This window comes from Pseudomonas sp. MF6747, assembly GCF_963890955.1.
GTDB lineage: Bacteria > Pseudomonadota > Gammaproteobacteria > Pseudomonadales > Pseudomonadaceae > Aquipseudomonas.
In genome coordinates this window covers 316,603-328,813 of the sequence record NZ_CAWPSZ010000045.1, presented here as the reverse complement: position 1 = coordinate 328,813, position 12,211 = coordinate 316,603, and the positions used below count along the sequence as shown (strand labels likewise).

Annotated in this window: 14 protein-coding genes; 9 read left to right on the top strand and 5 right to left on the bottom strand. The window is 59.5% G+C overall.

The features are described 5' to 3' along the window. Nucleotides 1-12: 12 nt before the first annotated feature. Complete coding sequence (locus AACW30_RS25370; protein WP_200623749.1) at nt 13-249, top strand: hypothetical protein; 237 nt, start codon at nt 13-15, stop codon at nt 247-249. 19 nt (nt 250-268) lie between these two features. Here AACW30_RS25370 and AACW30_RS25365 read toward each other — a convergent pair whose 3' ends face one another. Further along, nucleotides 269-538, bottom strand: a complete 270-nt coding sequence (locus AACW30_RS25365; RefSeq protein WP_106579755.1) for a PepSY domain-containing protein — start codon at nt 536-538, stop codon at nt 269-271. A 154-nt stretch (nt 539-692) separates the two neighbouring features. Between AACW30_RS25365 and AACW30_RS25360 the strand changes: the two genes are divergently transcribed. The 7 genes from AACW30_RS25360 (at nt 693) to AACW30_RS25330 (ending at nt 6,665) form a co-directional block, all read left to right on the top strand. After that, a complete protein-coding gene (locus tag AACW30_RS25360; protein ID WP_200623748.1) occupies nt 693-1,688 on the top strand; it encodes a FecR family protein in 996 nt (331 codons plus the stop codon). Nucleotides 1,689-2,003: 315 nt separating this feature from the next. Further along, complete coding sequence (locus tag AACW30_RS25355) at nt 2,004-2,456, top strand: hypothetical protein (protein WP_200623747.1); 453 nt, start codon at nt 2,004-2,006, stop codon at nt 2,454-2,456. Further along, nucleotides 2,453-3,016 carry an adhesin gene (locus AACW30_RS25350; protein WP_200623746.1) on the top strand — a complete coding sequence of 188 codons (564 nt, stop codon included), beginning with the start codon at nt 2,453-2,455 and terminating at the stop codon, nt 3,014-3,016. Before AACW30_RS25355 ends, AACW30_RS25350 begins: the two co-directional genes overlap by 4 nt. 66 nt (nt 3,017-3,082) lie before the next feature. After that, nucleotides 3,083-3,778, top strand: coding sequence for a heme utilization protein (locus AACW30_RS25345; RefSeq protein WP_200623745.1), 696 nt, complete (start codon nt 3,083-3,085; stop codon nt 3,776-3,778). 62 nt (nt 3,779-3,840) lie between these two features. Next, complete coding sequence (locus tag AACW30_RS25340; protein ID WP_106579750.1) at nt 3,841-4,518, top strand: C39 family peptidase; 678 nt, start codon at nt 3,841-3,843, stop codon at nt 4,516-4,518. Between the two features lie 37 nt (nt 4,519-4,555). Continuing rightward, complete coding sequence (locus AACW30_RS25335; RefSeq protein WP_200623744.1) at nt 4,556-5,305, top strand: hypothetical protein; 750 nt, start codon at nt 4,556-4,558, stop codon at nt 5,303-5,305. Between the two features lie 49 nt (nt 5,306-5,354). Beyond that, entirely contained in the window at nt 5,355-6,665 is a 1,311-nt protein-coding gene (locus AACW30_RS25330) for a hypothetical protein (RefSeq protein ID WP_169366951.1), read from the top strand. 61 nt (nt 6,666-6,726) lie between these two features. Here the strand turns inward: AACW30_RS25330 and AACW30_RS25325 are convergent, their stop codons facing one another. Continuing rightward, entirely contained in the window at nt 6,727-8,052 is a 1,326-nt protein-coding gene (locus AACW30_RS25325) for a sigma-54 dependent transcriptional regulator (RefSeq protein WP_200623743.1), read from the bottom strand. Between the two features lie 343 nt (nt 8,053-8,395). Here AACW30_RS25325 and AACW30_RS25320 point away from each other — a divergent pair, with 343 nt between their 5' ends. Beyond that, on the top strand, nt 8,396-8,656 hold the full coding sequence (locus AACW30_RS25320) for a hypothetical protein (protein ID WP_106579746.1): 261 nt from the start codon (nt 8,396-8,398) through the stop codon (nt 8,654-8,656). An 84-nt stretch (nt 8,657-8,740) separates the two neighbouring features. Here the strand turns inward: AACW30_RS25320 and AACW30_RS25315 are convergent, their stop codons facing one another. The 3 genes from AACW30_RS25315 to gnd are packed head-to-tail and all read right to left on the bottom strand — an operon-like array spanning nt 8,741 to nt 12,065. Next, the gene (locus AACW30_RS25315) at nt 8,741-9,565 is read right to left on the bottom strand and encodes an HAD family hydrolase (RefSeq protein WP_200623742.1); all 825 of its coding nucleotides are present in this window, start codon (nt 9,563-9,565) and stop codon (nt 8,741-8,743) included. Then, nucleotides 9,562-11,085, bottom strand: a complete 1,524-nt coding sequence (zwf, locus tag AACW30_RS25310) for a glucose-6-phosphate dehydrogenase (RefSeq protein WP_106579744.1) — start codon at nt 11,083-11,085, stop codon at nt 9,562-9,564. The genes AACW30_RS25315 and zwf overlap by 4 nt, the downstream gene beginning before the upstream one ends. Then, on the bottom strand, nt 11,082-12,065 hold the full coding sequence (gene gnd, locus AACW30_RS25305; protein WP_065906492.1) for a phosphogluconate dehydrogenase (NAD(+)-dependent, decarboxylating): 984 nt from the start codon (nt 12,063-12,065) through the stop codon (nt 11,082-11,084). Before gnd ends, zwf begins: the two co-directional genes overlap by 4 nt. Between the last annotated feature and the right edge of the window lie 146 nt (nt 12,066-12,211).

Genomic DNA, 12,211 nt, shown 5'->3' with positions numbered 1-12,211 from the left:
ACGCCGGCGACGATGCTGTTCAAGACCTGGGATGTGTTCAGCGAGCAATGGGAGGATTTCGGTGACCGTCCCTGGACCCGAGCCTTGAAGAATAAAGTGTTGAACACCACCGGTGCGCGCACGCTCAACGATGCCCGGGCGATCTTCATGAGCGACCCGGACAAACGCATCGATACCATTCTGGCCAATGCCGACTCGGTGACTTACTTGATCTGCCAGTTGGGCCGAGCGCTGGATGCGGGAGCCTGAGCAGGCTCCCGGCGGGAGGTCAGTCTTTCTGGTCACGCAGGATATTGCCCGAAGCGCCATCAATGCGCGCTTCATAGACGACGCCATCGGACTTGCGCCCTTTGACTTCCCAGTAGCCTTTGTCATCGGCTTCGGCGCTGTAGACTTCGACATACCCGGCCTTGGCCTTGGCGGTTTCAATGGCTTTCTCGATGGTGATCCAGCCCGCACCCGGTTTATCCGCCAGGGCTGCGCCAGCGCTGAGCAGCGCGGTGGTTGCACACAGGGCGACTAAGGTTTTCTTCAGCATTTTCGTACTCCATTGGGGGGAATGACGGACTCATGTCCTCTGTTTTTCTGATGTTCCCAAACAAGAATAAGTTCCAATTGATGTGCAATCGCCATGATGGCTGTTCTCGCCATCCGCATCGGGAGGTTAGAATGTGCGAAATCAGGATGAGTTAATGAGCGAAAAGTCCCTTTCAGAAGCCGAATATGACGCCATCACCGACGCCGCCGCGCATTGGTGCATGCGCTTGCATGCCGATGACTGCACGGCAGGCGAGCGTCAGGCTTTTGCAGATTGGCACGACGCCCATCCCCTGCACGCCTTCGAATACGCAGCCATGCTGGAAATCTGGGACGTGGCCGATCACCTGCCACGCAGCGAGCCGGCGCCGGCGGTGCTGGCGTTCAAGCCGCGCAGACGGCTGCGCGCCTACGCCGTTGCCGCCGCCGTGTGCCTTGCGGCCTTGCCGCTGGCCGCCCTCACGGGCTGGGAAGCGGGCTGGTTGCCCAGCTCGTATGAACACTTCGAAGCCACCCAGGGCTTGCGCAAGGTCACCCTCGGCGATGGCAGCCAGGTGGAGCTGAACCTGGGCACCGAGCTGGTCTACAGCCATTACAAGGACGAACGCCGGGCGACCTTGAAAAAGGGCGAGGCGTTTTTCAAGGTCGCTCACGACAGCCATCATCCCTTCATCGTGCGCGCTGGCGACGGCCAGGTGCGGGTCACGGGCACGCAATTCAACGTCTGGAAATACGAAGACCTGGTGCGGGTAACGCTGCTTGAAGGCTCGGTACAGATCGCCAGCGACGCCGTGCATGGCAGCGTGCCGCTGACTCCGGGCATGCAGGCGAGCTACCACACAGGCGATGCCACGCCGCAAATCGCCGCGATCAGCGCCAATGACTCCGCGCTTGCCTGGCGCCAGGGCAAACTGGTGCTCGACAACCTGGCGCTGGCCGATGCATTGCCGCTGATCAACCGCTACCTGAATAAGCCCGTGATGCTGGCAGACACCACCACCGGGACCATTCGCATCGGCGGCATTTACAACATCAACGAGGTGGACAACCTCGTCCCCTCCCTGCCCAGGGTTTTGCCGGTCTACCTGACCCAAAACCAGGACGGCAACCCCGTGCTCAATTCGATTCCCCGTAAAGCCCCCAAAGGCTGATGCGCTTTGCACGAACGGGCTCGCTTGCGCCCTGAGTGTCCATTTTTGAAACACTTCCCTGCCCTGAACCGCCCGTGCTGAGCGGATTCACCGTTCTGTCACACCGACTGTTACAGCCATGAGACAACCTTCAGGCGGGGCCGTACATGCCCGGCCACAGGGCCACTGTCTCAACGCTGATACAGCACGGCCATCACTTCGCCCGGCTTTAACCCCAACCCTCTGAATTTGAAAAACAAATAAAAAGCGGCACGCGTTCTGCTCTCTCCCTTACAGCGCTGTTTAGGGTCAGCGCGAAGAATAAGGAACACTGCCGTGGACACACACAATCCAGGCTCACTGAGCCTCCTGCTGATCAGCTGCGTTCTGAGTGCCGGCGCAAGCCTTCCAGTGCTCGCGGCAGGTGATGGCGTGATCGTGATTGAGCGCCAGGTTCAACCGTATGTGATCGGTCGCTCACGCGGCGTCGACCCCTACCCCAACACCGTCAGTGCCAACCCGTCGGCACAAGTCCTGCGCGCCTCCACCAATGAACTCAGCGACAACGACATTGGGCGCATCAGCAGCGGCTCAAGCATTACTCGCAGCATCATGCCCAATGGCGACATCACTGGCTTGAACACGATCGGCAGCGGTCCAGGCCTGGGCGCCAGCAGCGCGGCCGGCCACAGTGGCGGCGGCATTTCGGGCACGGTCAACGGCGCGATATCCAGCGGCCTCGCACCGCTGAACAACATCGGCGGCATGGTCGGGGGGGCGATGAAATGAATCGCACCTGGATGCTACTGGCGGCGCTCGGTTGCACAGCGGCGATGGCCGACAGCAACAACAACGCCAGCATTGATAACTCGGGCACGCAGTACAACGGCGTGGTCTCGATCAACCAGGCCGCGGGCGATCAACAACAGTTGAGCAACAACGTCGCGATCGCTGTAGGCCACAACGCCCAGGCAACAGTGACCGTCACGCAAAAAATCAGCGGCGCCGCGGCCGACCGCGCGCTGAACGCCAGGACGACGATCCAGGGCAACACTTTCAGCAATGGCAACGGCGCACTGAGTGTCAATCAGTCGGCCGGCGCCCAGAACCAGATGATCAATGCCGTGCGAATCAGCGTCAGCGCTGGCCCGCAGAGCATCGACGACAGCGTCATGTCGCAACAGAACGTTGCGCTTGCAACCGACTCAGGATTGACCTCTACCACTGGCAGCCGCCAGGTCGTGACCAGCGACCAGGCCTTCACCGGCAGCCGTGGAGTGGTACAGGTCAACCAGAGCGCCGGGGTGGGGAACCGAGTGGCTAACACCCTGAACTTACGACTCAACTGATGGAGCTGAGTCGGTAGCTGGAACGTACCAACACTTAACCAACTAATAGAAGCAAGGAGATACACCATGAAAACTACAATGGCCCTCAAACCACTGGCTTTCGCTCTCGCTGCGCTCATGGCTGTTGCTGCTCAAGCGGGTCAACCCAACCATCATCCACAGCCTGCGCCAACGACCGCAGCGGCGACCACCCAAGACGGTCAAAGCAACCACGGCAACGTGGTGCTCAATGACAAAACCAAGAACAACGCTTCGGCGAATGACTCGTACAACAACATCAGCGGCGTGGCCAACGGCAACGTGCTGAGCGGCGACAACAACCAAGGCAAAAACGATGTCGCCATCGTATCCGGCGACGCCGACTTCGTGTTCGCCAGCACCGGCACCGCACAGTCGAACACCGGCAACCTGGTGGTCAACAGCGGTACCAAAAACAACGCGTCCCTCAACGACAGCGGTAACCACGCTTCGGGCGTGATTCAATTGAACGCCGCATCGGGCACCTCCAACCAGGGCAGCAGCAGTGTTGCAATCGCCTCGGGTAATGGCGACAGCGGCGCCGCAACCGTCGCCGGCGTGCAGGACGTGTCGGGTAACCTGACGCAGAACCTGAGCAGCGGCCACGGCTGGAGCAGCAAACCGGTGGTCAACAACGCCAGCGTGAACAACTCGATGAACTTCAGCTCCGGGGTGTCGAACTCCAACGTTCTGTCGGGCAGCAACAACCAAGGTCAGAACAACGTCGCAATCACTCGCTTCTGATGCAGACAGGGCCTTGGCAACAAGGCCCTTTTTATTTCCAGTGTCCAACAGGTCCTACGATCATGCGCTTCGGAGCCCTCCTTCTGCTGCTGGCACTCACCGGCCCGACCTGGGCGGCGCAAATGGCAGTGGTCATGCCTAACGGCGCGGTGGTCTACAAGAAGGTCGAGAGCATCCGCGAGCGCAAGTTCGCCAACCTGGTGGAACAGAAAACCGATTTCAGCTGCGGCGCGGCCGCACTGGCGACCATCCTGCGCCAAGCCTATTGGATGGACGTGGATGAAGACCACGTCATCAAGGGCATGCTGGTCAACGCCGACCAGAACCTCGTACGCACCCAGGGCTTCTCGATGCTGGACATGAAGCGCTACCTGGAAAGCATCCACATGCGCGCCAAGGGCTACCGGATCACCCCGCAAGTACTGATCACCGTAAAAGTGCCGGTGGTGGTGTTGCTGGATATTCGTGGCTACAAGCACTTCGTGGTGTTGCAGCGGGCCGACAAGGACTGGGTGTATATCGGCGACCCCGTGCTGGGTAACAAGCGTTATGCCAAAGACGATTTCGTCAAAGGCTGGAACGGCATTGTGTTCGCGGTTATCGGCGAGGGCTACGACAAGGCCAACGCCCTGCTCACGCCGCCCAACCCACTGACCGCCAAGAGCCAGCTGAACGAATTCAGCCCCGTACGTGACAGTGAATTGATGGACTTCGGTTTTATCCAGAGCGACTTCTTCTAGAAGCGCAATAAGGAGCAGGACGCTCCAGGAGCACACGATGAACACTCGATGCTGGCTGACGGTCATGTGCCTGGCAGCCTCAGTACCTGCTTATGCTTCCTCGGCGTTCAAGCCGATCGAACTCAAGGACTCGGAAATGGCCGAGCTGCGTGGCCGTTATGTCATGCCGGGGCGGATTATCAGCTTCGGGATCGTCATGAGCAGCACCTGGACCAATGCCGCCGGTGCAACCGTCACTGGCACGGCCAATATGCAGGTCAGCTCAGCCACCGTGACCCCTCAGTTTTATGTGCAGGTGACCGGCAATGATGGCACCGGCATCGCCAAGCAACCCCAAGGCACCGGCACGGTCATCGGCGGCGCAGGCCTGGGCACGGGCCAGGGCGTGACACAAAGCGTGCGCGCGGCGGGCGACGGCAACACCGCCAGCAACGGCGTGGACATCAACGTCAGCCGAAACGGCCTGGCGCCTGCCAACTACGTGCAATCAGGGCAAGCGCTGATGGCTGGCCAGCCGATCACCGGCGGCACCGCTGCTGGCCAGGTGACGGTCACGGCCAATAACGGCGGGCTGCAAATGGCGCTTCAGGCCAGTAACAATCAGGGCAATGTGGTGCAGCAAATTGGTGGCGGCAACGTCCTACAAGGCACGGTCATTCAAGGCAACAGCAACTTTGTAAACAACATGACCCAACTGAATGTGGTGCTGGGCAACAACGGTCTGAACAACCTCACGCAGAACCTTAATCTTGATCAACTCAAAGGCCTACGCCCCTCCGGTTATTGAACTACGCTGAGCCACGACACTTACGCATTAGAAAGGGACGGCTTATTTCATGCATCGATCGCTATCGTTACGTGCAGTGGTTTGCTTGAGTACGCTCTTGCCCGCATCAATGCTATACGCCGCACCCGATGCCGACATTGAGGGCTTGAAACAGGAACTGCTGGAACTCAAACAACGCTATGAAGTGCAGCAAAAAGCACTGGCCGTACTGGAACAACGCGTACGACAAGTAGAAGACCAACCCGCAACTCCCACCCCCAAACGCTTGGCCAAATCCCCCGCCGACTTCCAGAAAGGCGGCACCACTGTGGCCGGTCATACGCCTGGCACAGGTGCGGCGGCGGCCTCGGGTGGCGCCGGCGGCGGCAGTTCCTACGGGCAAAGCCTTAAGGACGATTCGGCCCCGGCACAAAGCGTGAGCAACCTGTACAACGAAGCCAGCGGCTTCTTCGGTAATGGCAAGTTCAGCTTCGAAACCGGCCTTACTTATGCCCGCTACGATGCCCGCCAGCTTTCCCTCAACGGCTTTTTGGCCCTGGACTCGATCTTCCTCGGCAACATTAACCTGGACCGAATCAAATCCGACAGTTGGACCCTGGACCTGACCGGGCGCTACAACCTGGATAACCGCTGGCAGTTCGACTTGAACGTGCCGGTGGTGTACCGCGAGTCGACCTATCAGTCGGGCGGCGCCAACGGCGACTCCAACGCCACGTCCGAAGCGTCGGTGACCCGAGACCCAACCATCGGCGATGTCAACTTCGGCATTGCTTACAAGTTTCTGGATGAAAGCGCCAACCTGCCGGATGCCGTGGTGTCAGTGCGCGTCAAAGCCCCGACCGGCCAGGAGCCCTACGGCATCAAGCTGATCGAGCAAGTCAATAACAATAACCTTGCCGTGCCGGAAAGCCTGCCGACGGGTAACGGTGTGTGGTCGGTGACGCCAGGCATCTCCCTGGTGAAAACCTTCGATCCAGCGGTACTGTTCGGCTCGCTGTCGTATACGCATAACTTCGAGGAGTCATTCGGCGATATCAGCCCTAACGTCAACCAGAAAGTCCCCGGCAAAATCAGCCTGGGCGACAGCTTCCAACTTGGCCTGGGGGTCGCCTTTGCCCTTAACGAAAAAATGAGCATGTCGTTTTCCGTGTCGGACCTGGTGCAGCGCAAAAGCAAGATCAAGCAAAACGGCCAGGACTGGCAGTCGGTGGTGTCCAGCGATGCCAACGCCGGTTACTTCAACGTGGGCATGACCATTGCCGCGTCGGAAAACCTGACCATCGTGCCGAACCTGTCGATCGGCATGACGGACGATGCGCCGGACTTTACGTTCAGCTTGAAATTCCCGTACTACTTTTAAGCCGCGCAAGGAAAAGCCCCGCAACGATGAGGGTCGTTGCGGGGCTTTCGTTTTACCCGCCCTAGCGGATCTGGTGTTTGTGCAGCAATCGGTAGAACGTCGGCCGGGAAACCCCCAGCACACGGGCTGCGACACTCAGGTTGTCGCTGTGCCGATTGAGCACATCGCACAGCGCCTGGCGTTCGGCGCGGTGCTTGTAATCTTCCAGTGTAGCCATCGGTGGCGCAATTGCCTGCTCGCCCAGCAAACCCAGGTCCGCCGCTTCGATCTGCCGCCCTTCGGCCAGCACCAGGCCACGGCGCACGCGATTGGCCAACTCGCGCACGTTGCCCGGCCAAGGGTGCTGCCCCATGGCTACCAGTGCATCCTCGCTGAAGCTGCGCGGGCGGCGCCCGGTTTCCTGACTGTAGAAGCGTGAAAAGTGGTTGGCCAGCATCGCTACATCGCCGTGGCGCTCACGCAAGGGCGCGGTGACCACCTGCAGCACATTCAGGCGGTAATACAGGTCTTCACGAAAGGTGCCCTTTTCAACCGCGGTTTCCAGGTCGACGTGGGTTGCCGCCAATACCCGCACATCCACGGGGATAGGTTGGCTGCCGCCGACACGTTCGATTTGCTTCTCTTGCAAAAAGCGCAAGAGGTTGGCTTGCAGCTCCATCGGCAAATCACCGATTTCATCCAGAAACAGCGTGCCTCCGTGAGCCGCCTCGATGCGTCCGACCTTGCGCTGGTGTGCGCCGGTAAACGCACCTTTTTCATGGCCGAACAGTTCGGACTGAATCAGGTGTTCGGGAATTGCACCGCAGTTGATGGCCACAAATGGCTTGGCGTGGCGCTGGGACTTGCGGTGCAGGGTCTTGGCCACCAGCTCTTTACCGGTGCCGCTGTCACCGCGAATCAACACGGGCGATTCCGTCGGTGCCAACTTGGCCAAAAGCTTGCGCAGTTCACGAATCGGCCGGCTGTCACCCAGCAATTCATGCTCGGGCTCATCGATCAGCGTATGGCCTTTGCCACGCAAACGGGCCATGCCGAACGCACGCCCCAGCGTGACCTGCACGCGCGCCACGTCAAACGGCAAGGTATGGAAGTCGAAAAACCACTCGCAGACAAAATCTCCGACATTTTGCAGGCGCAAAACGTCCTGGCTGAGCACCGCGATCCACTCGGTACCGCTGCGGCTGATCAACTCCTTGACCGCTTCCGGGCGCTCAAGGTGATAAGGCTGCAAGCGCAGCAGGCCAACATCGCAGGACCGATCGCCGACGGTGCCAAGGGCACAGCTGTCGACTTCCCATCCGGCGATGCGCAAACCGGGCAACAGTCCGTGACAGTCATCACACGGATCGACCACAAGCAGACGACGCTGGACAGGTGTAACAACCATGACTATTCCTTGGCGCCAATATTATTAAAGTTATTTAGAAACAAAGGTTTGTGAGGTCTGGCGCTAACACTAGCAAGGTATTGACGCGCGCCTTGTACCATTTCGCTATAAGTGTTGGCACAAAGCCAGCGCTGAAAGTTTGCGGGTAAAAGATCGCCGTGCACCGCAACGGTTATTCAGCTTTCAAAACAGCCGCTTACATGACGTTGATCACGGAAAGTTGAAATTTCTTGCTCTAGCATGTGACCCGTACCCCGCCATCGAGCATCAGTACAAGTAACTCGCCGTCTGGCTCGCCCAACCGACGGCACTCACTTGAATGGGCATTAGAGAGAAGACCCACATGAACGCCCCGCTCCGCATCAACGAAGCTCTTTTGATCGCAGACCGTGCTTTCCAACCCTTCCAGTGCGTGGCCTGGCACGATGGCAATGGCGCCCTCAGCCTGAGCGTCATCGACCGCACCAACACGCGTATTGGCAGCAAACAGCTGTCCTCGAGTGCCTACACCGACCCGGCTCAGTTGGAAGATCTGTTGTTGCAGGCCCGCGCCGAACTCGACAAAGATGGCTATAAGTTGCAGTCCTGGGCAATGCCCAAGTAAGACAACACAGCAACTTCCGATCATTGCCCTGGTGTAAAAACAATGATCGGAAGTTCAGTGCATACGCATTGCGCGTGACGGCGCTTATTGCGCCGCCAGAATAAACCGTTCTAACGCTTGTGCAGCACCATCCTCGACATTGCTGCCGGTGACGACGCTGGCCTGACGTTTGACGGCCTCTTCTGCCTGGCCCATGGCAATCGACAAACCGGCCACGTGAAACATCGCCGGGTCGTTGCCGCCGTCGCCAATGGCGGCCGTCTGCTCCAGCGGTACACCCAGGTGCGCAGCCAGGGCTTTCAGGGCATCACCCTTGTTGGCCTGCATCGCCGTCACGTCCAGGTAAATCGGTTGCGAACGCGACACATGGGCCAGCCCCTGAACCTTGGGCTGCAACTGCGCTTCAAGCTCGATCAGCAACTCAGCGTTGCGACTGGCCGCGACAATTTTGTCGACCCGATCCAGGTACGGCTCAAAACTCTCCACGACCAGTGGCCCATACCCCAGGCCAGCAGCTTCAACCGCCACCATGGGCCCAGGCGGGTCACGCCGCAGCCATTCGCCGTCGGCAAACAGCCAGACTTCCACGCCCGGTTGCCCGGAGAACAGCGCCAATGTGACCAGCGCCGCCTCCGCCGGTAGATGATGGGCCAGCAGCACGCTGCCATCGGGATTGATCAACGTGCCGCCGTTAAAGCCTGCCACCGGCACGTCGATGCCGAACGTTTCGATCATCTGCATCATGGCCTTGGGCGGCCGCCCGCTGGCCAGGCTGAAGAACACGCCGGCGTCGCGCATGGCGCGCACCGTATCAATGGTGCGCTGACTGGGCGTGTGGTCGGGACGCAGCAGCGTCCCGTCCATATCGCTCAGGACAAATCGGATGGGATGGATCGCGGCATCATTCATCCCAGGCTATGCCAGGTACGGCCATCGCGGGCCAGCAAGGCATCGGCCGCTGCCGGGCCATCTTCACCGGCCTTATAGGCCTGGATGCCACCGTCCTCTTTCCAGGCGTCAAGGAACGGCTGCACCGCACGCCAGCCGTTTTCGATGTTGTCAGCGCGCTGGAACAGGGTCTGGTCACCGGTCATGCAGTCGTAGATCAGGGTTTCGTAACCCGTCGACGGTTGCATCTCGAAAAAGTCCTTGTAGTCAAAACCCAATTCGATATTGGCCATCTCCAGGGTGGGCCCAGGCTTTTTGGCCAGCAGGTCGAACCACATGCCTTCATTGGGCTGGATCTGGATTTTAAGGTAGGTGGGCTTGAGCTCATCCACTTCGGTATCGCGGAACTGCGCGTACGGCGCGTGCTTGAAGCAGATCACGATTTCGGTGTCGCGAATGCTCATGCGCTTGCCGGTGCGCAAGTAGAACGGCACGCCGACCCAGCGCCAGTTGTCGATCATCACCTTGAGGGCGACGAACGTCTCGGTGCTGCTGTCGGGCGCGACGTTGGCTTCTTCGCGGTAGCCAGGAAGCGCCTTGCCGGCGATCTCGCCAGCGGTGTACTGGCCGCGTACCGAGTTGGCCCGCGCATCTTCCAACGACCACGGCCGGATAGCGCCGACGACCTTGGCCTTTTCACCACGCACCGCATCGGCACCAAACGCTGCCGGCGGCTCCATGGCTACCATTGCGAGCAACTGGAACAGGTGATTGGGCACCATGTCGCGCAGGGTGCCGGTTTTTTCAAAGAAGTTTCCGCGGGTTTCCACGCCGACGGTCTCGGCCGCGGTGATTTGCACGTGGTCGATGTAATGATTGTTCCAGAACGCTTCAAAGAGCACGTTGGAGAAACGGCTGATCAGAATGTTCTGCACCGTTTCCTTACCCAGGTAATGGTCGATGCGGTAGATCTGCTTCTCGCTCATCACCTTAAGCAGGCATGCGTTCAGCGCTTCGGCGGTGGCGAGGTCGGAACCAAACGGTTTCTCGATCACCACACGACGGAAGCCATCGTCGGTTTCGTTGAGCAAGCCGGCGCTGCCCAGGCGCTGCACCACTTCACTGAAGAAGCGCGGCGCAGTCGCCAGGTAGAACACCGCATTACCGGTGCCGCTGTCGGCGATCTTCTTGCCGATGTCGGCGTAGGTGCTGTCGTCGAGGAAATCGCCCTCGACGTAGCTGATGCCCTTGGCCAACTGAGCCCACAACTCTGGGTCGAGGGCGTTTTCGCCATTGCCCTTGACCTTGCTTGCGGCCTCGGTGCGGATGAAGTCCTCGAGTTTCTTGGCGAAGTCGGCATCGCTGATGGCGTTGTGATCAACGCCCACAATGCGCAGGCCTTCGCCCAGCAGCCCGTCACGACTCAGGTTGTACAGCGCCGGCATGAGCAGGCGCTTGACCAGGTCGCCATGGGCGCCAAACAGAAACAGCGTGGTGGGCGGAGCGGGTTCGGCCTTGGGTTTCTTGCCGTTAGCGGTCATTTTTTGGAAGTCTCCACATGGCCGCCAAAGCCGAAGCGCATGGCAGACAGCATTTTGTCACCGTAGGTGCTCTGCTGACGGGAACGGAAGCGAGCGAACAACGAGGTGGACAGCACCGGTACCGGCACCGCTTGCTCCATGGCCGCTTCGATGGTCCAACGGCCTTCGCCACTGTCGGCCACGGAACCTGAGTAGCCGTCAAGCTTGGGATCGGTGGCCAGCGCGTCGGCGGTCAGGTCCAGCAACCAGGATGAGACCACGCTGCCACGGCGCCAGACTTCGGCGATGTCAGCAACGTTGAGATCAAAGCGCTGATCTTCCGGCAGGTTTTCCGAATTTTTAGTCTTGAGGATGTCGAAGCCTTCGGCAAAGGCCTGCATCATCCCGTACTCGATGCCGTTGTGAATCATCTTCACAAAGTGCCCGGAGCCCGCTGGGCCCGCATGGATATAGCCATGCTCGGCGCGGCTGTCAGCCGAGGCGGAACGGTCCTTGGTGCGAGGAATATTACCCAGGCCCGGTGCCAGGCTGGCGAAGATCGGGTCGAGGCGCTGCACGGTCTCGGCGTCGCCACCGATCATCATGCAGTAGCCACGCTCCAGGCCCCAGACGCCGCCGGAGGTGCCGACGTCGACGTAGTGCAGGCCTTTTTCCGACAAGGCTTTAGCACGACGTACGTCGTCTTTATAGTTGGTGTTGCCGCCGTCGATGATCACGTCACCGTCTTCAAGCAGCTCACTGAGTTCATTGATGGTGTTTTCGGTCGGGTCGCCTGCAGGCAGCATGACCCAGATGGCGCGAGGCTTTTGCAACCCTGCGACCAAGGCCTTCAAGTCGGCAACGCCTGTGGCGCCCTCCTCGCTCAAGCCTTTGACGAAGGCTTCGTTACGGTCGTATACAACGGTGGTATGCCCATTGAGCATCAGGCGCCGCGCAATGTTACCGCCCATGCGGCCTAGTCCGATAATCCCCAGTTGCATGTGCTGATGCTCCTAACTGCCAAATAAATGTGTGACATAGTTTATAGCGCAATGAGGCTAATGAGGGTTAGTCCAGAGCGGATCCTTGTAGTTTCATGACAAAAAAATGGCCATCGTTTCAGCATCACGGCCGTAAAAGTCACAAC

What these genes read in the sequence shown, in the direction of transcription:
- AACW30_RS25370 (WP_200623749.1), top strand. Translation starts at nt 13, where the DNA reads ATGCTGTTCAAGACCTGGGATGTGTTCAGCGAGCAATGGGAGGATTTC.
- AACW30_RS25365 (WP_106579755.1), bottom strand. Translation starts at nt 538, where the DNA reads ATGCTGAAGAAAACCTTAGTCGCCCTGTGTGCAACCACCGCGCTGCTC.
- AACW30_RS25360 (WP_200623748.1), top strand. Translation starts at nt 693, where the DNA reads ATGAGCGAAAAGTCCCTTTCAGAAGCCGAATATGACGCCATCACCGAC.
- AACW30_RS25350 (WP_200623746.1), top strand. Translation starts at nt 2,453, where the DNA reads ATGAATCGCACCTGGATGCTACTGGCGGCGCTCGGTTGCACAGCGGCG.
- AACW30_RS25345 (WP_200623745.1), top strand. Translation starts at nt 3,083, where the DNA reads ATGAAAACTACAATGGCCCTCAAACCACTGGCTTTCGCTCTCGCTGCG.
- AACW30_RS25340 (WP_106579750.1), top strand. Translation starts at nt 3,841, where the DNA reads ATGCGCTTCGGAGCCCTCCTTCTGCTGCTGGCACTCACCGGCCCGACC.
- AACW30_RS25335 (WP_200623744.1), top strand. Translation starts at nt 4,556, where the DNA reads ATGAACACTCGATGCTGGCTGACGGTCATGTGCCTGGCAGCCTCAGTA.
- AACW30_RS25330 (WP_169366951.1), top strand. Translation starts at nt 5,355, where the DNA reads ATGCATCGATCGCTATCGTTACGTGCAGTGGTTTGCTTGAGTACGCTC.
- AACW30_RS25325 (WP_200623743.1), bottom strand. Translation starts at nt 8,052, where the DNA reads ATGGTTGTTACACCTGTCCAGCGTCGTCTGCTTGTGGTCGATCCGTGT.
- AACW30_RS25320 (WP_106579746.1), top strand. Translation starts at nt 8,396, where the DNA reads ATGAACGCCCCGCTCCGCATCAACGAAGCTCTTTTGATCGCAGACCGT.
- AACW30_RS25315 (WP_200623742.1), bottom strand. Translation starts at nt 9,565, where the DNA reads ATGAATGATGCCGCGATCCATCCCATCCGATTTGTCCTGAGCGATATG.
- zwf (WP_106579744.1), bottom strand. Translation starts at nt 11,085, where the DNA reads ATGACCGCTAACGGCAAGAAACCCAAGGCCGAACCCGCTCCGCCCACC.
- gnd (WP_065906492.1), bottom strand. Translation starts at nt 12,065, where the DNA reads ATGCAACTGGGGATTATCGGACTAGGCCGCATGGGCGGTAACATTGCG.